This window comes from Succinivibrio dextrinosolvens DSM 3072 (genome assembly GCF_900167015.1).
In the GTDB taxonomy this organism is placed as follows: domain Bacteria; phylum Pseudomonadota; class Gammaproteobacteria; order Enterobacterales; family Succinivibrionaceae; genus Succinivibrio; species Succinivibrio dextrinosolvens.
Genome location: NZ_FUXX01000005.1, coordinates 50,968 through 73,697 on the forward strand (window position 1 = coordinate 50,968; position 22,730 = coordinate 73,697).

Sequence of the window (22,730 nt, forward strand, 5' to 3'; positions counted from 1 at the left end):
TTATTTTCTCTTTAATTTACCCTGAATCTTATCAATGTAGTAATCAGCTATATCTCCTGCAAAAAGATGATCTATGATGTCACTTGCAGTTTCTACACTGACAGTAAACCATTCCCTTGGTCTAAAGGTATTACCATTAATATCTTTTAATTCGACATGTAATTTGTGACTAGCAAGAATAGTATGCAGTACATCCTCAAGGTTTCTTGGGTCGAAGTTATAACACTGAAATGTTTTTAACACGTTAACAGGTGCGCATAGATATGTAGGATCTTTCTCCGCATTAGCAATTCTGGTTGCAACGTCAGTTGTGCAGTATCCGATTTTTACAAGACTACTCTGTTCTGTAAATTTCTTAATTACAGGATGCTTACTCCTTGAGGAAAGAATATAAATATATCCCGTCATAATTGCATTTGCTGAACCTTCACTTGTTTTCATAAGTTCATTTCTCATATCTTCAATGAAATTTAAACCAATAGGATCAGCATGAATTATTCTTCTGCCAGGAATATCAGATTTTGCATAAAACGTTGTTTTAATGGATGTACTTAGAGGTGTTGATTCTGTTCCATTTATAAAAATCTGTTTTACTCGGTAGGTTAGCTTTCGTGAAGATTTTATCTTATAAGTTGAATCATCATCTACATCAGCTATTATGCTCATTACTCCGTTCACAACAAAGATATCGGCTAATTGAATAGATGCATTATCTCCATGAATTGGAACCGAGATTAAATGTCCCTCTGATAGCAAGCGGTTTATTTCATCAAAGTACCTTTGATATTTGAAGAAATCCTTGCAGACTTTTTGTTTTGCGACTTTTCCATCAACGGTGGAGGATGATTCTTCTCTATCTTTATGCCATGATTCTTCTTCAACAGCCTTATCACCGACATCACTTAACAGCCCCAATGGATCATCATTAAAGATGTCATCAACACTGTTATATTCTGTAGTCTCCATTTTTTCGATATGAGCATCAAGTGCTTTTTCTTTTGAAAAGATATGCATTCCTTCCAGAAGATTTTTATCCTTGTTTTCTTCTAAAAATGACTCACAGTATGTTTTACCTTCAGGGGCATCCTTAATAAGGGCATTAAATTTTTCTGCTAGAAGTTCTTCATCAAAATCATCACTATCTACAGAAGGAAGTCTATTGTTTGACTTTACAAAGTCTGCAATTTCTTCGAATGCTGCTTTAATTTTGTCAGAGACAGACATAGAAAGTCGCTTTTCTCCAACGTTTGCTAAAAGTCCAAACGGATCATCCAGAAGAAGTTCATCAAAAGACTCTGGTTTTTTAAATTCTTTTTTTGAAGTTAACTTCATTTATTACCTTCCGCTTTTTCTTTTGCATTACGTTTACGTCTTTCTTCTTTCAACATTGCCAGAGCTATAGCTAAACGTCTTTCAAAATCATTTGTAGAGTTTAGTTCTGGCTCTCTCTTTTGTTCTTTCACAAATTTATTGATATAAGGCCAGAGTTCTAAAGCTTTTTGTAAGGTCATTTTCTCTCGCATTTGGGCTGTTTGCTCCTGAATGCGTTTCAAAAGCTCAGGTTCAATCGCCTTAGAGACAAACTGATAAGCGTTGGCAAAAGGGTTTATTGATTCGATTAAACTAAAATCAAGATCATCAACATTTATAAACTTTCCATTGATATTCACAAACTGCGTGTTATCTTCACCAACGACAACAAATGGTCCTGTTCCCTGTCCAGTACCTGTAGGAGGATTTCCTTCTTGACCTCCTTCAGGATTATCTGTTGGTCTATGACTTGTGGCCTTAAGGATTACGGTAGTTGCAATGGCTTTTGCCATTGCACTAATATCTTCGTCAGTTAATTCAGGATGCATTTCCTTAATAACGTCAACAATTGCATCCTCAGCTAATTCCTGAGATATTCCCTCTCCTCCATTAGCAATAGCGCTTTTTACTGCAGGTGAATCGTTAATAAGTCTGTTAATAATATCGTTTCCTTCCTGATTGATGATATCAATAGCAGTATTACTTACTCCGTCATCATCTATTGTTATTGTAATATTACTGGTATCAATAGGAGGATTATCACCATCTCGATGACCAGTGTTAATTTCAACACCATTAGTACCAGACGTTTGAGATGGACCGTTATCTTCACCTCGTTTTCTAAAATGAACATTTGGGGCAAGAACCTGCTCCATTAAAAGAGATAGAGTAATTGCCTTTAACAAAGTATTTACCGCATCGGTTACATCATCAAGTAAGGCATTTGGCATTGCCAAGAGATTTGTAAATTGGGCATGACTCTTACCAGGACAGTCACGGGTTGCTCTTCCAATAATCTGTACAACTTCAGTTAATGATGCTCTGTAGCCTACAGTTAAAGCATATTCACATTGAGGCCAGTCAAAACCTTCTTTTGCCATGCCTAACGCAATAATAATGTTTAGTTCTTTGAGGTTTGCTTCATTACGTAAAGCCGCAAGAGTGACTCCCTGCATATTATCGGTATCAGTAACTAAATCAGCGACCTTTAGAAGTTTGCCGTTATGAGCTTTAATTGTATAAATACCAGTATCCCCATCTCTTGAAATAACATGTCCAAGAGAGTCAAACAAGACACTAACCTCGTTTGTTTTATCTCCGGTTGATTCTCTAGAGTTTACGCTTGGAATATGGATAATCATCTTCTTATCAGTGTCGATAAGTTTTTTAACAGCATTAACCCATTTTCCACTGTAAAAAGCATAGTCAATTCCCAGACTTTTAAGGTATTTATAACCGTTTAACTGTTCGTAATAAGTGTAGGTCACTCTATCAAACAGTCTTTCATCTTCAGGTGATAGTACTGGAACACTATCTCCTCTGAAGTATGAACCTGTCATGGCAATAACATGACAGGAAGATTCAGTCATCAGAGAATGTATGACGTTACCAAGTCTGTTTTCTGCATCTTCTGAGACATGGTGAAATTCATCTACTGCAACAAGGGCATCATCAAACTTGGAGATATCCTTTACCCTGTCAAAGAAATAAGTTAGTGTTGCATGAGAGCACAGAAGATAATGGGCATCTGGATCGTCTAAAAACTCGACTGCACGTTGAACTTTCTGTGCATCTCCTCCTGGGGTACAAAGATTATATTTTGGGTTAACCGCCCAGTCTGCGAAGAAGCCATTCTCAGATAGTTTGGTGTCAGCAAAACTGGAGCCAATGGCAATCTGAGGAACTGCAATAAATACCTTTTTTATCCCCTGATTTATAACCTTATCTAAAGCCAAAAACATTAAGGCTCTGGATTTTCCACATGCAGGAGGAGCCTGAATTAACAAATACTTTGAATGTCTTTTGGCAAAGGCACGAGCCTGCATCTCGCGCATTCCCATGTCATTTTCTTTAGTACTATTGCCAGTCTGAGCAAAGGTGTATCTGCCAATGTTATGGACTTCAACATTGTCCTCATTTTTCATATCAGTCATTATTTAGACTCCTTTTTTGCAATAGCCTCAGAATACAAATCTAAAAGGAGTTCTAGACGTTCATCATCATCTTTAAATGGTTCTGCTCTGTATGCTTTCTCAACAGCCATATCAAGATTGTTATGAGCTTCTTTTAAATCTTCAGGCATTTTATCTGGGTTATACATATCGCCTAATGAAATTGATTCTCCAAATAATCTTGCTCTAATCCTACGAATTTGTTTAGCGAGATTGGTAATTTCTTCTTTTTGTGTCTCATTTGTGTTAGGCCAAATGAAGGTATTGAACGTTAAATCACGTGAATAGTTAAAATCTGATTTTAATCTTCCTGAAGTCAACCTCATCCATACCATATGCATTCTTGAGGTTAATATTCCAAAATCGTAATTAGATGCATTAGGTAGCATGAATGCACGATCATTTACAATTGAATCGCCTTTAATAAAATCCATTGGGACATATGGCCTATTTTCTGATGTTACACGGGGAATAACCAAAGCAGTTTCGGGGTTAGAAGGATTTGCAAGTTCACCGAAACGCCATGGAACTTCTGCATTTTTAACTGTGATACTTCTAGTTGACTTCAATCTAAATGATTTAACGTTTTCCACTCTTCTTTTAATTTCTTCATTTTTTTGAGCCTCGTCCTTATTGTTTTCATTAAGCCATAAACAGTATCTGAACTCAGATTTCATGAGTTCACTACTGCCAATGAATTTTTTAATAAATGGTTTTGCCTCAGGATAATCTTCTAAGAATTTCTGACCTTCTGCGTATTCAAACAATAAATTTCCATCATCAGCTGACATATTTCCGAATGATAAATTTAATTTTGTTGATAGAGCTTTAGTTTGTCTTCCTATAATTATTGGCTTAATACAATTTGTTAAGTAAGGCGAAATACATGAACAGTTGGTTTTATAAGACTGTTTTTCTTTACTATCGTAAGAAATAATCCAAGGGTTATTTCTATCGTTATACGAAAATCCAACAATTATGCAAGTTACAACAGCTTTATTCGCAGCATCATTTCTCCAAGGAAATGATGAATATGCAAAATTAATCTTTATACCTTTCTCTAATAATAATCCCCATAAAGTATCAACCTGCTGGCCCTGACAAATTGAGTTTGTTGATACAAATGCGGTTTCAATTTTTTTATTTTTTTGCATGTAGTTTGAGGCCTTTATATACCAAGCGGTTACATAATCAGCCCTATCAATTTTATATTTTGGAGGATAACAATCTTGTAACCATTTTTTTTGTTCTTTTGTTACAGTCAAAGCACCACCAAAAGGAGGGTTACCTAGGATATAAGAGCAATCTTCTGCGGGGAGAATCGTATTCCAATCTGTTGTCAAAGCGTTTGTTGTTACAATAGTTGCAGATGTTTTTAATGGGATAGACTGTATGTTTGAACCAAAACGTTGATTAGCCTCCTGATTCATTAAATGCTGCATCAACCACATGGATACATGAGCAATTTCAGCAGGCCAGTCTTCAATTTCTATCCCATAGAACTGATTGATGCTGATATATGAATCAGTAAAAGCTCCTTCGTTAATGTAGCTAAGAACTTCATTTTCAAGTTTTCTTAACTCTTTGTACGAAATCAGAAGAAAGTTTCCGCATCCACATGCAGGATCAAGGAATTTCATTTTGCCAATGCGAGTAAGAAAATCTTTGAATACCTGACGACGCTGAGTTTCAAGTTCAATAGCCTCGTTGCTCCAATACCTAAAATCACCAGATATGGTTATTCCTTCGTAAGAAGAACGAGCTCTCTTCATTTCTGGTAGAGCTTTTATTTTCTCTTGTAGAGGTGCTGTATCTTTCTTTAATTGCTCAAATTCTTCATAAAGCTTATCCAAGAACAGCGGTTTTACGATTTTAAGAATGTTTTCCTCTGAAGTGTAGTGTGCTCCGAGAGTTCTTCTATCATCCTTTTTCATTGCTCCCTGGAACATAGCGCCAAAAATAGCAGGTGAGATTTCGTGCCAGGCTAATCGGCCACAGTCTAGCAACTGGTTTCTGGTAGCAATATCAAAATCAGGAATAAAGCCCTGATCTTTAAACAGTCCTCCGTTAACGTAAGGAAAGGCCATTATCGTTGCATCCACTACATGACCATTTCTCTCTCTTTCTTTTTTTAATGCATCTCTTTCTACATTCTTAGTATTTAGAACAGTAAAGAGATCCTCAAAGAAAGTTTTTGCATTAGTTCCATGTTTATCCACAAGTTTATCGAAAGCATTGGTAAACATATTCTCTATGCTTGGATTAAAAATACCAGTATCTTCAGCAAAGAAACAGAACAGAATTCTTCTGATAAAAGAATTCAGTTTCTGCATATTATTTGGCTCAATGGAATTATGTTTAGCAAGCGTATCAAGAAGTCTGGTTAACTTTAAACAAGCTTTTTTATCTGCTTCTTGAGTCGACACAATGGTATCTCTACGACCGTCTTTAATTGGTAAAAGAAAAGAATAATTATCAGGCAAATCATCTAAATCAATAGAAAGGCTATCATTTAATACAAGGTCATATAAACAAAGGCTATTTGAACTGCAGCAGATAATAAATTGGATTCTGTTTTTCTGATTCTGGACTTCTTTTAACTGTTTTACTTTTTCAACTGCTGGAACAACATCTTCATCTTTTTTTAGAAAGCGGAAGTATGCTCTTTGTCTTATGGCTAAATCAGCACTTTCCATAGAATCATCAGTAAATTCTGATGCTACATTTACAGACCTGTCGTTTAATACTGCCTGTTCTACAGATCGATCTGCGGTTCCGTAAATTTTCAGAAGAGTCTTAAAGAAAGTGATTGGTTCCCAATGTTTCTTCATTGATTGAACCAAATCATAGACCTGTACTGATAATTCTTGTTCTTTTGCCATTTTTACACCTTATTTTAGATATATATATTTCTAGTATTTGAGCGTTCCAAATCTTAATAACTAATCAAATTACTTACATATCTTTTTGTTCTTTAACAATAAATTCTTCAAGTTCTTCTTTACTTGGCAGATGTAGCATATAGGTAGAGACAAATAATTTGTTATCAAGCCCCGATAATGCATATTCAACCATCTTCTTTTTATTTCCTCTCTTTGCACACAAAAGAATTCCTATTGGAGGATTATCGCCAGGATTCATCTCATTTTCCTTGAAGTAGGCAACATAAGCATTCAGTTGGCCGATGTTCTCGTGAGAGAATTCATCATTTTTAAGTTCAATAATGACGTGGCAATGTAGAATTCGATGATAAAAGACAAGGTCTGGAAAATAATATTCGTCGTCAATTAAGATTCTTTTTTGTCTAGCTTCAAAACAAAATCCTTTTCCAAGTTCAAGCAGGAATTCTTGTAGATGATCTATTAAAGCTTGCTCAAGATCATCTTCTGTTATGGCTAGTTTTGCATCAAGCCCTAGAAACTCAAGAGCAAACGGTTCTTTTACAGTTATATCTGGAGAAGGATTTCGCAGATTATCAAATAATAATTCTGGTTTCTTGCTTGCTCCTACCCTGAAATACAGATTGGTACTAATCTGTCTTCTGAGTTCTCTAACTGACCAGTTTGATTTTATACATTCAACCTCATAGAAATATCTTTCTAAATCATCATCTATCATAATTAACTCTCTTATATGAGAATATGAAAGATTTGAGATTAAATAATCACCGTCTGTTTTGAATTTTCTCGACACTGTCGAGAATTTCTTTTGTTCCTGTTTCGTATGAGTTTTTTCAGGAGATTCTATGGTTAATTGCTTTATTTCTTCCTGTAATCCTAGTGATTGTAATTTTCTCGACACTGTCGAGAAAATCTGAGGATAGACTAAATAGAACTTACGATACGAATATAATGTTTTTTCACTAAGATTTAATTGCTCAAGTTTGCATCCAAGCTCTTTTAGTAAATTGTCACCATATAAAGCCTTATCATTGCCATTTTGTTCATATTCAACAATGTAATAGCCGATAACCCAATTTCTTAATGTTAAAAGCTGATTAACAGCACTCTTCGCATTTGTACTTGTTATTTTATGAATGTATTCTAGATGTTCTACTAGTCCTTCAAAAGAAGGATTGTTTTTATTCATAATGTTTTCTCTTATTCTTTAGTTACTATAAGCTGAAATGAATTTTCTCTAAACTGTATAGAATTTTCAGAAAAAATTGAAAATCTAGTGTGTTAGATCTGCTTTTAATTCTCTATATACTGTCATTCTGGATACACCAAGATCTTTTGCAATTCTAGTCATTGGAATTCCTAATGCATATTTCTCATGACAGATCTTCTTTTTTTCATCTGTCATTACCACAGGTCTTCCAGATTTATATGTACCCCTGGCCTTTGCAGCAGCAATACCTTCTAAAACTCTACTTCTTATAAGTGCTGCTTCAAATTCGGCCAATCCTCCAATTACCTGCAGCATCAATTTTGCAGTAGGATTATTGTCATCATTGGAGAACTCCAGATGTTGCTGAACAAAGTGGATAGTACAACCTTTATCGGTTATTTCTTTTACAAGATCAAGAAGATCTCTTAAATTGCGTGCAAGACGATCCATCGAGTGGACATATATATGATCACCTTCACGACAGTAGGAAAGCATATTTTTTAATACAGGTCTTTCTCTTGTTCTTCCACTGATTTTTTCTTCAAAGACCTTATCGAAAGTCATTCCGTCGAGTTGTCGATCAAAACTTTGGTCTATCGTTGATACGCGAATATAGGCTATGCGTTGAAATTTACTCATAATCCATTACAAAAAGAAGAGAATGTTATATCCATGTAACATTATATCATTTTTATAGTTTGTTATATTGTGAGCAATGCTGAATTTATCAAGTAAAGGCGAGCAATTAAAAGTGTAACAATAACTATAGTTATGGTTATATTTGCCTATATTAAGCCATAATAAAAAGAATCCCACAAAATTCATACCACCACTATATAGTGCACGGTGGAATTCTTGCAGTATTTAGTTAGATTACGATGAATATTAGATGTTTGTTTCAGAATATTCGTATATGTGGTAAATTAACTGCTTTGAAGTTGATGGAATTATTATGGCAGACATTACAATTAACGCGGGCATAACAAAAATTGATTATCCTACAGCCTATTCTCTTATAGAATCAGGAAAATGTATTCTTATTGATATACGTGAAAAGGAAGAATATGAATCAGGCTTCATTCCAGGAGCTATTCACCTGTCTCTAAATGAAATGACCTTGGAAACAACCAAAAAAGTTGCGCCTGACTTTGCAACTCCACTTATCATATATTGCCGTTCTGGCAGAAGAACCATAGAAGCAGGAAAAAAACTTAAACAGATGGGATATTACTACATTCTTGATATGGGAGGAATTTCAAACTGGCCATATCAGATAGAATTTCCCCAAAACAGAAATTAAATAACATTGACTGAAAACGTATGATTTTATGGTGAAGCCAGATCCATTAGAAAGCAATCTATCTGGATTCTGACTCGAAAGAATAGCTCACAAGGCTTGAATTGTATTTCGAATTTTTGAAATTACTATAGGTTATTAAAAACAGAAAAACTGCACTTTGGAGCTTTTTAAATCTTAACAATTCCAGCCATTCTTTTGGGAATTACACTAATCCAGATTAATAACAGGACCAGAGAAAAAGATATAGCTTAAAAAAGTAATACTGAACACTATTCCGATACCGCAAATCAGAAGGGCGATAACCATAAAAATGACCATGGCCTTTTCATTGCGGGAATCAAAAGCAGATTCTTCAGGTAATAATGGTTCGTACTCTAGAGAAGACTTATACTGGTTATTCCTCTTAAACATTTTTAATTCTTATCGCTTTTATCATTCTATACATAGTGATCATCCTCGCCTTATAGGCGGATCATCACTAAAAAAGCCTTCATGTTTGCCATGAAAGCTTGATTCTTATAATTATTTTTTTGGTGTAAAGACTAGCTGCGCTTTAAAACCTTAACACCTTCTTCAGTTGCATAAAGCACAATATCAGCACCTTTAGCAGCAAACAGACCTACGGTTACTACACCAGGGATCTGGTTAATCTTCTGTTCTAAAGCCAGAGGATCAGTGATCTTAAGACCGTGAACATCAAGAATCTCACAGCCATTATCAGTGATGCAGTCCTTACGCAGAACAGGCTCGCCGCCTAATGCACGCAGAGTTCTTGCAACCTGCTCACGTGCCATAGGAATAATCTCTACAGGAAGAGGGAACTTACCTAAAGTATCAACAAGCTTTGACTTATCTACAATACAGATAAACTTCTTGGCCATTGAGGTCAGGATCTTCTCTCTTGTCAGGCAGGCACCGCCGCCCTTAATCATATTGAAGTTAGGATCAACCTCATCAGCACCATCGATATATACGTCATAAGGCTGTGTTTCGTTAGGGTCAACAACATTAACGCCAATTGACTTTAATGCTTCAGTGGTCTTGTTTGATGAACTTACTGCAGCAGCAACAGGAACCTTGTTGATTCCGATCTGCTCAATAAACTTCATAACGGTTGAACCGCTGCCAACACCTAAAACACTTCCTGCTGGAATATAATCTAAGGCTGCCTTGGCAACCATTACCTTCAATTCATCCTGTGTCATAAAACTATTCCTTAATGTTTGAAAATTTAGGCAACTGTAACCTTTGCAAAACGACGCTTGCCAACCTGCCAGATAGCTGTGCCCTTTTCTACAGGAGCATTCTTATCGGTAATAACCTTACCGTCACACTTAACAGCATTCTGCTTAAGCATACGCATTGCTTCAGAAGTTGATTCACAAAGACCTGCATCCTTCAGAAGATTTGGAATGGTCTGTGAATTAACGGTAACTTCCTGGATGTCATCAGGCAGAGCGCCCTTGGCGAACTGGGACTTGAAGCCCTCAACAGCCTCGTTGGCTGCCTCTTCACCGTGATATCTTGCAACAATTTCACGACCAAGTTCAATCTTGGCATCACGTGGGTTCTTACCGTTTACAAGGCAGTCATCCTTGATAGCCTTAATCTCATCTACAGTCTTGAATGACAGTAAATCGTAGTATGACCACATCAGATCATCTGAGATAGACATGATCTTGCCGAACATCTCCTTTGGAGCCTCGGTAACGCCGATGTAGTTGTGCTTTGATTTTGACATCTTAACAACACCGTCAAGACCGACTAGAAGAGGCATCATCAGAACACACTGTGGTTCCATACCTGCATCTTTCTGAAGCTCACGGCCCATCAGCAGATTGAATTTCTGATCAGTACCGCCAAGCTCAACATCTGCCTTGATAGCAACAGAGTCATAGCCCTGGAATAATGGGTACAGGAACTCATGAATTGAAATTGGCTGTTTTGCAGCAAATCTCTTTGAGAAATCATCGCGCTCTAACATACGGGCAACAGTAAGTTTTGCAGCAAGCTTAATGGTACCGGCAGCACCTAGCTTTTCACACCACTCGCTGTTGTAACGAATCTCGGTTAAATCCTTGTCCAGAATCTTGAATGCCTGTTCAGCATAGGTCTTTGCATTCTCAAGAATCTGCTCACGAGGTAACTCTGGACGGGTTGCATTTTTACCAGATGGATCACCGATTGCAGCGGTAAAGTCACCAATGATAAGCACAATCTTGTGACCTAATTTCTGGAAGGTACGAAGCTTGTTTAGGATAACGGTGTGTCCTAAATGAATATCAGGAGCAGTTGGATCCATACCCAGTTTAATAACTAACTGTTTACCTGACTCCAGTTTCTTTTTAAGTTCATCTAGAGGAATGATTTCCTCTGCACCACGAGTAATTTCACGTAATGCATTTTCGATATCAGACATCGTATAACCTTTTAAATAATTAAAAACGTTGCAAAATTTGCATAAAAAAAAATATAAGTCGCAATATTTTAATATAATTTGGTCATGATCTAAACAAAAAAAAGCACTATTTGGCTTAAAAAAAGCTGAATCATAAGGAAAGAATAATGGGTGAGCTTTATATAGGATTGATGTCTGGAACCAGTATCGATGGCATCGACGCAGCACTGGTCGAATTTAATGGCGATACAAGCAGAATAATAATGAGCACCAGTGTAGATTATGATGAGGATACACGTAAGCTTCTGCACTCTTTATGCTCATCCTCTGATGATGAAATTGAAAAGGCAGGTGTTGCCAGAGTAAAAATCGCTCAGTATGAGGCAAAAGCTGTTAATACACTTTTGGATAAGGCAAAACTCAAGGCAAAGGATATAAAGGCTATCGGATCACATGGTCAGACAGTTAGACATCGTCCTGCAAAAGGTTTTTCCCTGCAGCTTGATAACGGAGCACTTCTCTGTGCCTTAACCGGAATTGATACAGTCTGTGATTTTCGTTCAGCAGACATTGCTCATGGAGGAAACGGAGCACCTCTGACACAGGCCTTTCACAGCATGCAGTTTAAAGATGAGAATGAAGTCTCAATGGTTCTTAACATGGGAGGCATTTCCAATCTTACAGTAATTGATACTGACGGCAGAATACTTGAAGCCTTTGACACAGGGCCTGCCAATACACTTATTGATGGCGCCTGCAGAACTCTGCTAAATATTCCCTATGACAAAGATGCTAAATTAGCTTTTAAGGGTAAGGTTGTCCCTGCTCTGCTTGAAAAATACATGCAGTCCCCATACCTGAAACTTGAACCTCCAAAATCAACCGGACGAGAGGATTTCGGTCTTGATTTTATTAAGGAAGAACTGCTTTTTGCTACACAGGATGAGGATTTCATCAGCGATCTTATAGCAACCCTTACCGAGTTTACTGTAATGGTTAATGTGAATGCAGTCAGAATGTGCATGTACCGACATAAAATAACTAAAACAAGACTTATCCTATGCGGAGGAGGAGCCTATAATCCATATATAAGAGAAGGTCTTTCAAAGAATCTTCAGAAAAACAGTGTAACAGTAATGACAGCAGAAGATCTCGGTGTAAACTCAAAGCTTTTAGAAGCACATGCCTTTGCCTACTTTGCATACAAGTTTATGCACAGAGAATGCCTGAATCTTGGAGATTCAACTGGAGCAAAGGAGCCTTCTATTTTAGGATGCCTGTATCCGGCCACACATTAAGAGAGATATATGCTAGCGTTTAAGATATTTCCATTTATCCAGGCTCTTGTAATTATTCTGTGCTTTATCCTGCCTCTAAAAAAGGTTAGCCTGAAGTACAAAATTCTTTTAGCCATTATATTTGGACTTGGCAGTCTTAAACAGTACATCTATATCTTCTCAGGCGGAGATATGATGGATCCGAAGCTCTCAAGATACCCAGCTATCTTCTTTGATACCATCTATTTCAGCTCTATATTTCTGTTTCTTCTGACTCTTATCAGAATGATTATCAATGGAGTGTACAAGCTCTCAAGGCTGAATCCAGGTAAATTCATAATTCCAGCTCAGTCCACCCGATATGCAGCACTGTTTCTGCTTATAGCCTGTCTTATCGGAGGAAGAGCAGTATTCAACGGCTTTGCCCCTCCAGTAGATAAATTCTACGAGATTACCGTTAAGAATCTGCCCTCTGAAGCTAATGATCTTCGCATTGTTGAGCTTGCAGATCTGCATATTTCAGCACCAACCATACCCTCAGAAATTGAGGATATCGTAAAAAGAGTAAATGAGACTGAACCGGATCTGATACTGATTGCAGGAGACTTTGTTGACGGTACGATTGAGGAGCTTGATTACATGACAAAAATCCTCTTCAACCTAAAGGCAAAATACGGAGTCTATGCTGTTTCAGGAAATCACGAGCTGTACTCTGGTTATAAGAACTGGATTGAGTACTTTGAAAAAGGCGGCATAAAATTTCTGGAGAATGACGGTGTCATTATCAGAAACGAAAAAGATGTTCCTCTTTTAAATGTATGCGGTGTTATAGATATCTCTGCGCACCGTTTTAATCTACCAGAGGCAGATATTCAGAAAGCACTGGCAAATACAGACAGAAATCTGCCAACAATCTTCATGTCTCATCAGCCAAAGCTTGCCAATCAGCTAAAGGATAAGTCCGATCTGACTCTATGCGGGCATACCCATGGAGGTCTAATGCCTGGACTAAAACAGATTGTTGCCAAGGTAAACGGAGGCTACGTCAGCGGTCTGTATAACACAGGTAGACAGCGAGTTATCGTCTCCAACGGTACCAGAATATGGGCAGGAGCACCTTTAAGACTTCACGATCCATCACAGATTGTTTATGTAACACTTAAACAGTAGTCTTAACGCTATCTCACATTTCCTTTTATTTCAGTCACCTATAATTGAAGATAGTGTTGTGCATCTGAGAGGATTGAGAGATGTTGAAGGATTCACTAGAGGCAGCGCTCGAGTCGACGCTAAAAGTTTCTGATATTGCCTATGTAAAGAATCAGTCGGACGAGTATATTTTCCGCAAGGTTGTCACCACCTCAAGATTTTCATCTGTTCTAATCCTTCTTGATACAAAATTAAATCAGGACACTGTCTTTATAGGTGAAGGCTTTCAGATGCTCGCCCAGATGACAGGAACCTTTGCCAAGCCGGTAAACATCGGTCGATGCATGGACGATTTATCTCCATACTCTCACTACCCTGTCGAAGATTACAGAACCGTATACAATCTCCTGCTTCTGAAAAAGGAAAATCTCTGGACACTGCTTGGCTTTACAAGCTGCAACAAATACACAGGTTTCTTCAGAATCTTCAATGACGGAACTCTGCATGTATGCATGTCTTTAGAGGGACAGATCTTCAACTCAGGAGATATTATCAATACAGAAAGCTTTGTCATCATGGAGGGAACCGAAAAGGAACAGCTTCTGGATAAATTTGCAAAACTCATAAAGAAGAATCACCCTCCTCTGAAGATCAAGGAAAGACCTTGTGCCTGGTGTTCCTGGTACTCATATTATGATCATATCTCAGAGCATGACATCCTTGAGAATGCAGATAAATCAGGAGAGTTTGATTTTATTGATCACATCCAGATTGATGATGGATATGAAAGCCACATGGGTGACTGGCTTGAATATTCAGAGAGCTTTTCCAATGGTCTTGATGGATGTATTGCAAAAATCGCAGAGAAAGGAAAAAGACCATCTATCTGGGTGGCCCCATTCATAGTCAGCGGAGAGTCTGATATTGTAAAGAATCACCCTGACTGGCTTGCAACAGACATGGACGGAAATCTGATCCCTGCAGGCTACCTGACCTATGGAGGCTGGCGAGATCTTCCATGGTATGTTCTGGATTTCTCAAATGAGGAAGTTGTAAACCATATCCACAATATCTTTAACTTCTTTGTCAAAAAGCTGCGTATAAAGTACTTCAAGCTGGATGCCTGCTACTGGGGAGCAATCAAAGGCTATCTCTTCAGAGGAAATATCTCCAGAATTGAAAACTACAGACGAGGGATCAGGGCGATACTTGATGCCATTGGTGATGATGCCTGTCTCTTAGGCTGCAATGCTCCTATCTGGCCTTCACTTGGACTCTTCCATACCATGCGAATATCTGATGATACTGAAAGAAATCATCACAGAACAGTACAGAAAGCAAAAGAAACCTTTAATCGACTGTGGATGAACAATAATCTCTGGATAAATGATCCGGATGCACTCTGTATAAAAGATATTGATGGACAGCATATTGAACCAAATGATGTTCACCTGCAGATTGCAACAGTACTTATCTGCGGTGGAATTGTAACCATCGGTGACAGACTTGGTGACTACAGCCATGAGGATAAGGAGCTTCTCAGAAGAATCAGAGATTATACGTATTACGTAAAAGAAGTAATTCCAGATGAGGATTTCTCGACATTCACTCTGAATCTCAAGAGCAAAAAGGAACGTATAAAGATTTATATCAACTGGACAGGAGATAACCAGACTATTCTCATAGGACAGAATTCTGTTAACTTTATGAACAACGAGAACCTGTCCTCAGAATATATTCTGCCACCAGCTGATACGCTGATAGTTATTGAGCATTAAAGACAGAATCTGGATCATCTCTTACAGTTAAGGCCTTAAGTCCCTTTAGGGCCATTAGCGTAGTCTGAAGTCTTACCTCTTCTCTGTCCCCCTTGAAGTGAAAACAGTGTGCATAGGCCTTCTGCCCTTTCTTCATCAGTCCCATCCATACTGTACCTACTGGTTTCTGAGCAGAACCGCCATCAGGGCCTGCAATTCCGGTAACTGATACACCTATGGTTGCAAGAGATGAATGCTTAAGAGCTCCTTCAACCATCTGTACAGCAGTCTCTTCACTTACAGCACCTACGGTTTTGAGTGTCTCCTCTTTAACCTCTAAAAGCTCCATCTTGGATTCATTTGAGTAGGTTATAAAACCTCTGTCAAACCAGCCTGAGCTGCCAGGAATTTCGACAATTGAAGCTCCAATAAAGCCGGCAGTTAAAGACTCAGCAGTAACATATATTTCGCCATATTCTGCAGATAAGGATTCAAACTCACGTGCAGCTGTTGTGATTTGTTCTAATAATGATTCTTTCATGAAATTTATCTCTATGTTCTTTGACATCTAGTGCAATCATTATTGCACAAATATTATTTACTGAGCACTGTGACCTTTTATCACTTTTTTTCTTATTAATTACCACTAATAATCACGTTTTTTGGGTATTAAGGCCAACGAAAAATCACGTTTTTTGTATATTAAAAATACACAAACACACATTTTTCTAAAAAATAACAATCAAAATGTACCGAAAACACTTTCCAGACGAAGAGCTTAGAATGAATTCCTAAATCGAATAATATCCATACATTTGATATGTCTAATTTTTTCGACCAGATCAAGAACTTTATCTAGGTCTTCTCAGACCAGTCTTTGCGCCCATGCCATAAGCTTCACGAGCTTTAAGGCTTGCAACATGAGGAGCAGTAGCAGCTGCCTGTGCAGGGGTAGTTTTTGGAGTTTTAGCTGCAGGAGCACTAGCAGCTGGAGCAGCCTTAACCTTATCAAGAGATGGAGTCTGATTATCAGCAGCTTTTGCCTTTGCAGCAATTTCGGCAGCAGCAACCTTTGCAGACAGATTGTGAACCTTAGCCAGCATTTCAACTTCGTACTGAGGAAGATTGGTTTTAGCAATTACTTCTTCAACAGACAGACCTTCAGCTAAGAGCCTTTTTGCAAGAATAATTGGCTGATTCTCTACGGAGTTATTCTGGATTTCCTTTTTCTGCTGTTCAACCTTAACAGATAAGTTATCAAAAGAGGTATTTATTACTTTCTGCTTATCAACGATATCCTGCTGAGATGAGGTTAAATACTGCAGAGACATATCTGAAGCCTTCATTTTTCTCTCTAGGGCTTCAATAGAGGTTGTATATTTTGAAGCCTGCTCTTCCAGAGATTTCAGAGCGTTATCAACGGATGCCTTTAATAAAAGATTTTCTTTTTCCAGAGCGGTACAGCGACGGGAGGTAATTACAAAAGAGATAAGGATAAATAGCAACAGGACAACAGCTGTACTAATAGCGGCTATAAGAGTTACATCTAAATATGACTGCATAAAATCTCTGTACGTAATTAACCTTTATCTAACTGTAATATAGCACTTTTTTTTAAATCTCACAAAATTTATGAAATTTATATTGTGATTTTCGTCTTAACTTGCGCAATATTTCCTGTTTTACCGCATTTACATCAAGAAAAAACAGAGAAAACAATCTATAAAACGCAAAAATCCAGAAAGCAAAAAGCTTAGCTTTTTACTTATCTGAATTCCATAAACATAAGTACACACAGGTTAGTTCTAGAGTTGCTATTATCGTACAGGAAGCTTATCGAAAATATAGGAATCTGATTGGTTACAACAATTACACAGAGTCTCGCGAATAATTACTTTTCGAGCATCAGGATTCAGGTTGAAAGGAGAGCAACCAAAACAACTGACAGTGTCAGAATCTTTTTAAATTTCACAATATATTTCATAAATCAAGAAAACTGATAGTTATTTTTTAGACGCTGTATTCTATCAGTTTATTTTTAAAGGAAAAAGTTGGTAGGAATTATTGTCAAATATTGGATGAAGAACAGTCAGGAAAACCACAGAAAAAAAGGCTCTACTCAAACGAATTATCATACTTGTCAAAAGTATCTGATGAGACAATCTCTGAATCAAAGGCAAGCTTCTTTAAATATTCGGTATAAGTGAAGGATTCAGTCCAGCCTCGACTTTTTATCAGCTGATAGCTCTTTCCGTCTGCCTGTCTTTTTATATCAAGGCTTCCCTTCTCCAAAGCAAGGTCAGCTTCAAGATCATTATCAGAATAATTCAGATACACCAGCATGCTGTTATTTGCTTTTAAGCATCTGTCATATTTTTTCGAAGTTGACTTTTTAAACCATTCTGACCATTTTGATGGCAAAGTATTCAGCTGAAAGTTATTTAGCATAGATGAAACAAATAAATCCCTTTCCACCTTATCCACAAAGCCAAGTCTGATCTCAATAATCTCACCGATCTCGTTTACATATAGCTTCATGTTACTTACTGAATCTGTAGGATAAACTGAACCTTTTAGTGTACTAATCTGGAAGCAGTCATCGTTAGTCATCGAGTTGTACAGAGCTTTAATATTTTCATTGTTCTGCTCAGCTGAAGAATACAGATCCAGTTTATCCTTCGCATAGATAACGCAGTTTCTTTTCTTATTCTGCAGTAGATAGTATGAAACAGGAATATGCTCTTTCTTATCTTTGATTAGAGGAATTGATTTATTTGAAATGACACGCTTGGAAATTGCACTCTTGGCATTTGTACCAAGAATAAAGCCGAAAACAGATACAGGCTCACCGTCAGTATTCTGCCATTCTGCGGCAACTGATTCGTAGTAACTTTTATCTTCAAGCTTCTGGTTATAGGCTATCCAGATATAGAAGGCAAAGACTAGGACAAGGATTGTTAAACAAATATTAACAAATCTTTTCAGTCCATCATCTTTGTCTATTCTGCTCATCTTTATGCCATACCGTTACAAGAGTTCAAAACCTATAACAAGTATAAACTGAAGAGCTACTCCAAGAATGTTACTGAGCAAGCAGTCTTATCATTTCTCATCACAGACCACCATCAATTTGAGAATTTCTCAACAATGGTCTTAAAAATTAACCTTAATTCGCGAGATGTCATTACCGGTTAATGTGTTGTTTTCCTGATGATGTAATTTCCACCTTTCTGAATCACACTAACCATCAGAAGGATTACAACAATAGTAATGTAGGTAACATCGGTCTGACCGCGCTGATGTCCATAGCGAATTGCAAAATCACCAAGACCACCGCCACCGATAGCACCTGCCATTGCAGTAAGACCGATTAGACTGATAGCTGTAATCTGAGACACTCTTACCAGTGAAGGAATACTCTCCTTAAGATAGACTCTGAAAATAATACCAAGAGGAGATGAGCCCATAGACATTGCAGCTTCCACAAGTCCGTTGTCCACATTTGATAAAGCACTTTCCACCTGTCTTGAAAAGAAAGGTACAGTACCAACTACCAGCGGAACAATTGCACCTGTAGTTCCGATTGCAGTGCCCACAATAAATCTCGAAAAAGGAATAAGGGCGGCAAGCAGAATCACAAACGGGATAGAACGAAAAACATTGATAAGTCTGTCCAGAATTCCAAATACACTCTTATTCTCAAGAATTCCCCCCTGTTTTGTAACAATAAGTGTCACGCCCAGGATAATTCCAAAAAGGAAGGCAATACCGCCTGATACAAACATCATATACAGAGTCTGCAGTGTTGAAATCCACAGCTCATCAAGCTTTGAGGCAACGTGAGGAAATAGAGTATTAAACAGATCAGCCATTTTTCAGAACCTCCACATTTACATTCTTTCCGGCTATATAAATAAGAGCATTTTCAACATCCTCATAACGGCCCGAGAGAATTCCCACGGTACCACCGATAGGAGAGTTGTTTACAAGCTCCACATCAGCATAAAGAATGTTCATCGTCACGTTGAAACGATGAGTCATCAGAGAAATAAGAGGCTCGGAAACACCTGGTCCCCTGTAGGATAGTCTTACAAATTTCTCCCCTGGCTTGAGATCGCATATAAGAGGATAGTCTGATGAGAGATGCTCTGCCTTTGAAAGATTTGAGGCTGCCTTTACAAAATTCTGGGTTATATTCTCCCTTGGATTTGCAAAGACCTCAAAGGTTGAGCCCTGCTCTACCAGATGACCGTTCTCAAGTACCGCTACTCTGCTGCAGATATCTTTAACCACAGCCATCTCATGAGTAATGATGACAATTGTGATTCCAAGTTCTGCATTAAGCTCCTTTAGAAGGCCTAAAATCTCATGGGTAGTCTGAGGGTCCAAGGCAGAAGTAGCCTCGTCACACAGCAGAACCTTTGGCGATGAGGCCAGAGCTCTGGCTATAGCAACACGCTGTTTCTGACCGCCTGAAAGCTCAGAAGGATAGGAATTGGCTTTGCTTTCAAGATCAACTCGTCTTAAGAGTTCAAGTGCTCTTTTTTTCTGCTCCTCCTTTTTAATTCCCTTGTGAGACAGAGGGTAGATTACATTTTCAAGTACGGTTCTTGATGGCATCAGATTGAAATGCTGGAAAATCATACCGATACCGGCTCTTGCATCTCTGAGATCTTTTGGAGATAAGGCTGTCAGATTTAGTCCATCTACGCTGACAACACTGCCCTTATCCGGTATTTCAAGAAGATTGATGCAGCGGACGAGAGTAGATTTTCCTGCGCCTGAAAAACCAATAATTCCAAAGATTTCGCCTTTTTTTATTTCCAGTGACACATCATCCACTGCCTTAAAGGAGATACCGTCACGTTCAAATGTTTTTGAAACATGCTCAAGTTTTATCATTTATCTTACCTATCACTTATATTTATGGATTTGCAAAATAGCTAAAAAGAACTCTTTATCTGCGGGAGCAGGATAAAGAGTTAAAGTCTGCTTAATACTTGAATACAGGAACCTCACCTCCGTGATAAAGCTCTTTGATAATTTCAGCTGTTTCCTTAGTCTGATAAGCTGCGATTATCTTTTTGAATACTGGGTTATCTTTGTTATCAGTACGAGCTGCAATTACGTTGATGTAAGGATTGTCCAGATCAACCTTGCCAACACCGTCAGAGAAAATAGGATCGGTAGAAGGATTCAGATCATTGTCTACAGCATAATTTGCATTGATGATTGCTGCTGCCACATCAGGAAGAAGACTAGGTGTATTACCAGCATCAACCTCATAAATCTGGATGTGCTTTGGATTCTCGGTAATATCACGTACAGTTGGAATGTAGCCCTTTGAAGGATCAAGTTTGATAAGACCTGCAAGTTCCAGAACCTTTAAAGCACGACCGCCATTGGTAGGATCGTTAGGAATAGCAATAGTATCTCCATCCTGAAGCTCACTTACATTCTTTATCTTTTTGGAATAAAGACCTAAAGGAGAGATGATGGTATTGGCAATAGGCTCAATCTTATAGTCATGAGCTTCAATATCTGCTTTAAGGTATGCCACATGCTGGAAGGCGTTAAGGTCAATTTCACCGTCATTCAGCGCACGGTTAGGAAGAGTATAATCTGCAAACTTGACTAAGGTAAGTTTTACGCCTTCCTTATCAAGTCTCTTTACAACATTCTCCCATGCCTCGTTGTGTTCACCTACAACACCAAGTTTGATTTCATTAGCCTCATCGGCAAAAGCAGCAGGTGAGGTGATGAAAGATAAACCAACAAATGTAGCGGTTAAAAGAGTTTTAATATTTTTCATAATATATTCCTTTTGTTTATTAATTTTTAAACTGGTTGATAAATGTCTTTTTATGTACGGGATCAGAGTTCAGATCCTGCATACAAATCCTTGTATTTAAGAAAAGCTGTAGCTCCTAACGTTCTTAATGGCTCTGGAGGCAGATAGCTTGGATGATAGGCTCGCTTTATATAATCGAGTTCGCTGCTGTCTCGATGCTGAATCAGATCTGCAAGATAGGTTCCTAAAATTGCAGCTCTGGTAACGCCTGTTCCATCCGAGGTAACTCCGGCATAGATATTCTTTGCCACCTCACCAAACAGAGGTCTGGTATTTCCCGTAAAGGAAATCAGTCCGCCATACTTGTATTCAAAATCAACCTTCTCAAGTTCAGGGAAACGTCTTACAAAAGCTCTCCTCAGATAGAAATCAGAGCGATCAAATTTCTTTTGAGGAATGTTGAGATTGGTTGCAAAATCAATGTCGGTTCGAACAAAGATTCGATGATCAGGAGTAAATCTTAAGGTTGCTCCAGATGGATGAGTTGCGGTGATTCCCCATGGACGGACATTTTTAAAGTTCTCAAGTTCAGCATCTGTAAGCACACGGGTTAGAGCACCATAGCTGTGAATAGCTGCAACATTTGAAGCAGAGGCAAATCCAAAACGGCTTAAAAATGCATTTACAGTAAGGATAACCTGTCTTGTGGCAATCTCTCTGCCGTCAGCAAGAATTACCTTTGGAATCGAACCTTCTTCAACTCCGGCAACCTTAGTGTTTTCGAAGACGGATACATTTGAAGGAAGCGCAGTGGCCAGACCTCTTATAACCTCTGAAGGATTGTTAAGAATAGTATCCTTTACATAAATCGCATCCCTGTAGAAAGAGGTTCCTAATCTTGATGAGAGCTCGTCACCCTTAACACGCTCGTAACCTAGGCCAAGTCTCTGCAGATGACCTTCCAGAGCATCAAGAGCAGCTACATTTCGCTTTTCGCGCACAGCCTTATACATGCCATCCTGTCGCCATTCAAACTCAAGCTTGCTCTGCTCTTTGATCTTTTCAATACGGGAAACTACTGTTCGATTTAAATGAAGAAGCCATCTCTGATCGTCAAGAGTGAAATGGTCAAAGCCTATAAGAGCTTTGGCAACCTGTGCTAAAGCAACGAAGCCTGCATTTCTTCCAGAGCTGTAATAACCTACAGGAAGAGCATCTATCAGAGCAATTTTTGCAGAAGGATTATTCTCTGAAAGTCTAAATGCAGCACTTACACCACCAAATCCGGCTCCAACAACTACATAGTCATAACTGTTTTTTATTTCTGAGGGATCGCTAAACCTGTGATTCTTATATGCTGATAGTTCATACCATGGATTTACACCTGATCCTTCAGGAAAACTTGAAGTCTTATACATACACTACTCCCAAATACGCCTTTTACAGAAAGCGCGTCAGTCGAATAA

The 22,730-nt window shown here is 38.1% G+C and carries 19 protein-coding genes; 4 read left to right on the forward strand and 15 right to left on the reverse strand.

Going from position 1 to position 22,730, the window contains the following annotated elements:
- The 5 genes from B5D46_RS02575 to B5D46_RS02595 form a co-directional block, all read right to left on the reverse strand.
- Entirely contained in the window at window positions 1-1,332 is a 1,332-nt protein-coding gene (locus B5D46_RS02575; protein WP_078928089.1) for a GIY-YIG nuclease family protein, read from the reverse strand.
- On the reverse strand, window positions 1,329-3,464 hold the full coding sequence (locus B5D46_RS02580; protein ID WP_234973809.1) for a DEAD/DEAH box helicase: 2,136 nt from the start codon (window positions 3,462-3,464) through the stop codon (window positions 1,329-1,331). The genes B5D46_RS02575 and B5D46_RS02580 overlap by 4 nt, the downstream gene beginning before the upstream one ends.
- Window positions 3,464-6,364 carry a class I SAM-dependent DNA methyltransferase gene (locus B5D46_RS02585; protein WP_078928090.1) on the reverse strand — a complete coding sequence of 967 codons (2,901 nt, stop codon included), beginning with the start codon at window positions 6,362-6,364 and terminating at the stop codon, window positions 3,464-3,466. Before B5D46_RS02585 ends, B5D46_RS02580 begins: the two co-directional genes overlap by 1 nt.
- Before the next feature lie 73 nt (window positions 6,365-6,437).
- Window positions 6,438-7,571, reverse strand: coding sequence for a PDDEXK nuclease domain-containing protein (locus tag B5D46_RS02590; protein WP_078928091.1), 1,134 nt, complete (start codon window positions 7,569-7,571; stop codon window positions 6,438-6,440).
- 84 nt (window positions 7,572-7,655) lie between these two features.
- Complete coding sequence (locus B5D46_RS02595; protein ID WP_078928092.1) at window positions 7,656-8,231, reverse strand: recombinase family protein; 576 nt, start codon at window positions 8,229-8,231, stop codon at window positions 7,656-7,658.
- Between the two features lie 313 nt (window positions 8,232-8,544).
- Here B5D46_RS02595 and B5D46_RS02600 point away from each other — a divergent pair, with 313 nt between their 5' ends.
- Window positions 8,545-8,892, forward strand: coding sequence for a rhodanese-like domain-containing protein (locus B5D46_RS02600; RefSeq protein ID WP_078928093.1), 348 nt, complete (start codon window positions 8,545-8,547; stop codon window positions 8,890-8,892).
- 207 nt (window positions 8,893-9,099) lie between these two features.
- Here the strand turns inward: B5D46_RS02600 and B5D46_RS02605 are convergent, their stop codons facing one another.
- From B5D46_RS02605 to tyrS, 3 genes are all read right to left on the reverse strand, one after another.
- The gene (locus B5D46_RS02605; protein WP_078928094.1) at window positions 9,100-9,303 is read right to left on the reverse strand and encodes a hypothetical protein; all 204 of its coding nucleotides are present in this window, start codon (window positions 9,301-9,303) and stop codon (window positions 9,100-9,102) included.
- 131 nt (window positions 9,304-9,434) lie between these two features.
- Complete coding sequence (gene rpiA / locus B5D46_RS02610) at window positions 9,435-10,097, reverse strand: ribose-5-phosphate isomerase RpiA (RefSeq protein ID WP_078928095.1); 663 nt, start codon at window positions 10,095-10,097, stop codon at window positions 9,435-9,437.
- 26 nt (window positions 10,098-10,123) lie between these two features.
- Window positions 10,124-11,311 carry a tyrosine--tRNA ligase gene (tyrS, locus tag B5D46_RS02615; protein WP_078928096.1) on the reverse strand — a complete coding sequence of 396 codons (1,188 nt, stop codon included), beginning with the start codon at window positions 11,309-11,311 and terminating at the stop codon, window positions 10,124-10,126.
- A gap of 146 nt (window positions 11,312-11,457) precedes the next feature.
- Between tyrS and B5D46_RS02620 the strand changes: the two genes are divergently transcribed.
- From B5D46_RS02620 to B5D46_RS02630, 3 genes are all read left to right on the forward strand, one after another.
- Complete coding sequence (locus B5D46_RS02620) at window positions 11,458-12,588, forward strand: anhydro-N-acetylmuramic acid kinase (RefSeq protein WP_078928097.1); 1,131 nt, start codon at window positions 11,458-11,460, stop codon at window positions 12,586-12,588.
- Window positions 12,589-12,597: 9 nt separating this feature from the next.
- Window positions 12,598-13,737 (forward strand): metallophosphoesterase, encoded by a 1,140-nt coding sequence (locus B5D46_RS02625; protein ID WP_078928098.1) that lies wholly within the window; start codon window positions 12,598-12,600, stop codon window positions 13,735-13,737.
- Between the two features lie 80 nt (window positions 13,738-13,817).
- On the forward strand, window positions 13,818-15,494 hold the full coding sequence (locus tag B5D46_RS02630; RefSeq protein ID WP_078928099.1) for a glycoside hydrolase family 36 protein: 1,677 nt from the start codon (window positions 13,818-13,820) through the stop codon (window positions 15,492-15,494).
- Here the strand turns inward: B5D46_RS02630 and B5D46_RS02635 are convergent.
- The 7 genes from B5D46_RS02635 to B5D46_RS02665 form a co-directional block, all read right to left on the reverse strand.
- Window positions 15,481-16,014, reverse strand: coding sequence for a CinA family protein (locus tag B5D46_RS02635; protein WP_234973811.1), 534 nt, complete (start codon window positions 16,012-16,014; stop codon window positions 15,481-15,483). The two genes, B5D46_RS02630 and B5D46_RS02635, sit on opposite strands and share 14 nt — an antisense overlap.
- Before the next feature lie 310 nt (window positions 16,015-16,324).
- Window positions 16,325-17,035, reverse strand: coding sequence for a DUF2802 domain-containing protein (locus B5D46_RS02640; RefSeq protein WP_078928101.1), 711 nt, complete (start codon window positions 17,033-17,035; stop codon window positions 16,325-16,327).
- 553 nt (window positions 17,036-17,588) lie between these two features.
- Complete coding sequence (locus B5D46_RS02645) at window positions 17,589-18,485, reverse strand: hypothetical protein (RefSeq protein ID WP_078928102.1); 897 nt, start codon at window positions 18,483-18,485, stop codon at window positions 17,589-17,591.
- A 179-nt stretch (window positions 18,486-18,664) separates the two neighbouring features.
- Complete coding sequence (locus tag B5D46_RS02650; protein ID WP_031491970.1) at window positions 18,665-19,345, reverse strand: methionine ABC transporter permease; 681 nt, start codon at window positions 19,343-19,345, stop codon at window positions 18,665-18,667.
- Complete coding sequence (locus tag B5D46_RS02655; protein ID WP_078928103.1) at window positions 19,338-20,375, reverse strand: methionine ABC transporter ATP-binding protein; 1,038 nt, start codon at window positions 20,373-20,375, stop codon at window positions 19,338-19,340. Before B5D46_RS02655 ends, B5D46_RS02650 begins: the two co-directional genes overlap by 8 nt.
- Window positions 20,376-20,466: 91 nt before the next feature.
- Window positions 20,467-21,285 (reverse strand): MetQ/NlpA family ABC transporter substrate-binding protein, encoded by an 819-nt coding sequence (locus B5D46_RS02660; protein ID WP_078928104.1) that lies wholly within the window; start codon window positions 21,283-21,285, stop codon window positions 20,467-20,469.
- Between the two features lie 62 nt (window positions 21,286-21,347).
- Entirely contained in the window at window positions 21,348-22,682 is a 1,335-nt protein-coding gene (locus B5D46_RS02665) for an NAD(P)/FAD-dependent oxidoreductase (RefSeq protein ID WP_078928105.1), read from the reverse strand.
- Window positions 22,683-22,730 lie beyond the last annotated feature (48 nt).

Bases quoted from the DNA above. Each gene is read 5' to 3' on its own strand.
- B5D46_RS02575 (WP_078928089.1), bottom strand. From the start codon at position 1,332: ATGAAGTTAACTTCAAAAAAAGAATTTAAAAAACCAGAGTCTTTTGAT.
- B5D46_RS02580 (WP_234973809.1), bottom strand. From the start codon at position 3,464: ATGACTGATATGAAAAATGAGGACAATGTTGAAGTCCATAACATTGGC.
- B5D46_RS02585 (WP_078928090.1), bottom strand. From the start codon at position 6,364: ATGGCAAAAGAACAAGAATTATCAGTACAGGTCTATGATTTGGTTCAA.
- B5D46_RS02590 (WP_078928091.1), bottom strand. From the start codon at position 7,571: ATGAATAAAAACAATCCTTCTTTTGAAGGACTAGTAGAACATCTAGAA.
- B5D46_RS02595 (WP_078928092.1), bottom strand. From the start codon at position 8,231: ATGAGTAAATTTCAACGCATAGCCTATATTCGCGTATCAACGATAGAC.
- B5D46_RS02600 (WP_078928093.1), top strand. From the start codon at position 8,545: ATGGCAGACATTACAATTAACGCGGGCATAACAAAAATTGATTATCCT.
- B5D46_RS02605 (WP_078928094.1), bottom strand. From the start codon at position 9,303: ATGTTTAAGAGGAATAACCAGTATAAGTCTTCTCTAGAGTACGAACCA.
- rpiA (WP_078928095.1), bottom strand. From the start codon at position 10,097: ATGACACAGGATGAATTGAAGGTAATGGTTGCCAAGGCAGCCTTAGAT.
- tyrS (WP_078928096.1), bottom strand. From the start codon at position 11,311: ATGTCTGATATCGAAAATGCATTACGTGAAATTACTCGTGGTGCAGAG.
- B5D46_RS02620 (WP_078928097.1), top strand. From the start codon at position 11,458: ATGGGTGAGCTTTATATAGGATTGATGTCTGGAACCAGTATCGATGGC.
- B5D46_RS02625 (WP_078928098.1), top strand. From the start codon at position 12,598: ATGCTAGCGTTTAAGATATTTCCATTTATCCAGGCTCTTGTAATTATT.
- B5D46_RS02630 (WP_078928099.1), top strand. From the start codon at position 13,818: ATGTTGAAGGATTCACTAGAGGCAGCGCTCGAGTCGACGCTAAAAGTT.
- B5D46_RS02635 (WP_234973811.1), bottom strand. From the start codon at position 16,014: ATGAAAGAATCATTATTAGAACAAATCACAACAGCTGCACGTGAGTTT.
- B5D46_RS02640 (WP_078928101.1), bottom strand. From the start codon at position 17,035: ATGCAGTCATATTTAGATGTAACTCTTATAGCCGCTATTAGTACAGCT.
- B5D46_RS02645 (WP_078928102.1), bottom strand. From the start codon at position 18,485: ATGAGCAGAATAGACAAAGATGATGGACTGAAAAGATTTGTTAATATT.
- B5D46_RS02650 (WP_031491970.1), bottom strand. From the start codon at position 19,345: ATGGCTGATCTGTTTAATACTCTATTTCCTCACGTTGCCTCAAAGCTT.
- B5D46_RS02655 (WP_078928103.1), bottom strand. From the start codon at position 20,375: ATGATAAAACTTGAGCATGTTTCAAAAACATTTGAACGTGACGGTATC.
- B5D46_RS02660 (WP_078928104.1), bottom strand. From the start codon at position 21,285: ATGAAAAATATTAAAACTCTTTTAACCGCTACATTTGTTGGTTTATCT.
- B5D46_RS02665 (WP_078928105.1), bottom strand. From the start codon at position 22,682: ATGTATAAGACTTCAAGTTTTCCTGAAGGATCAGGTGTAAATCCATGG.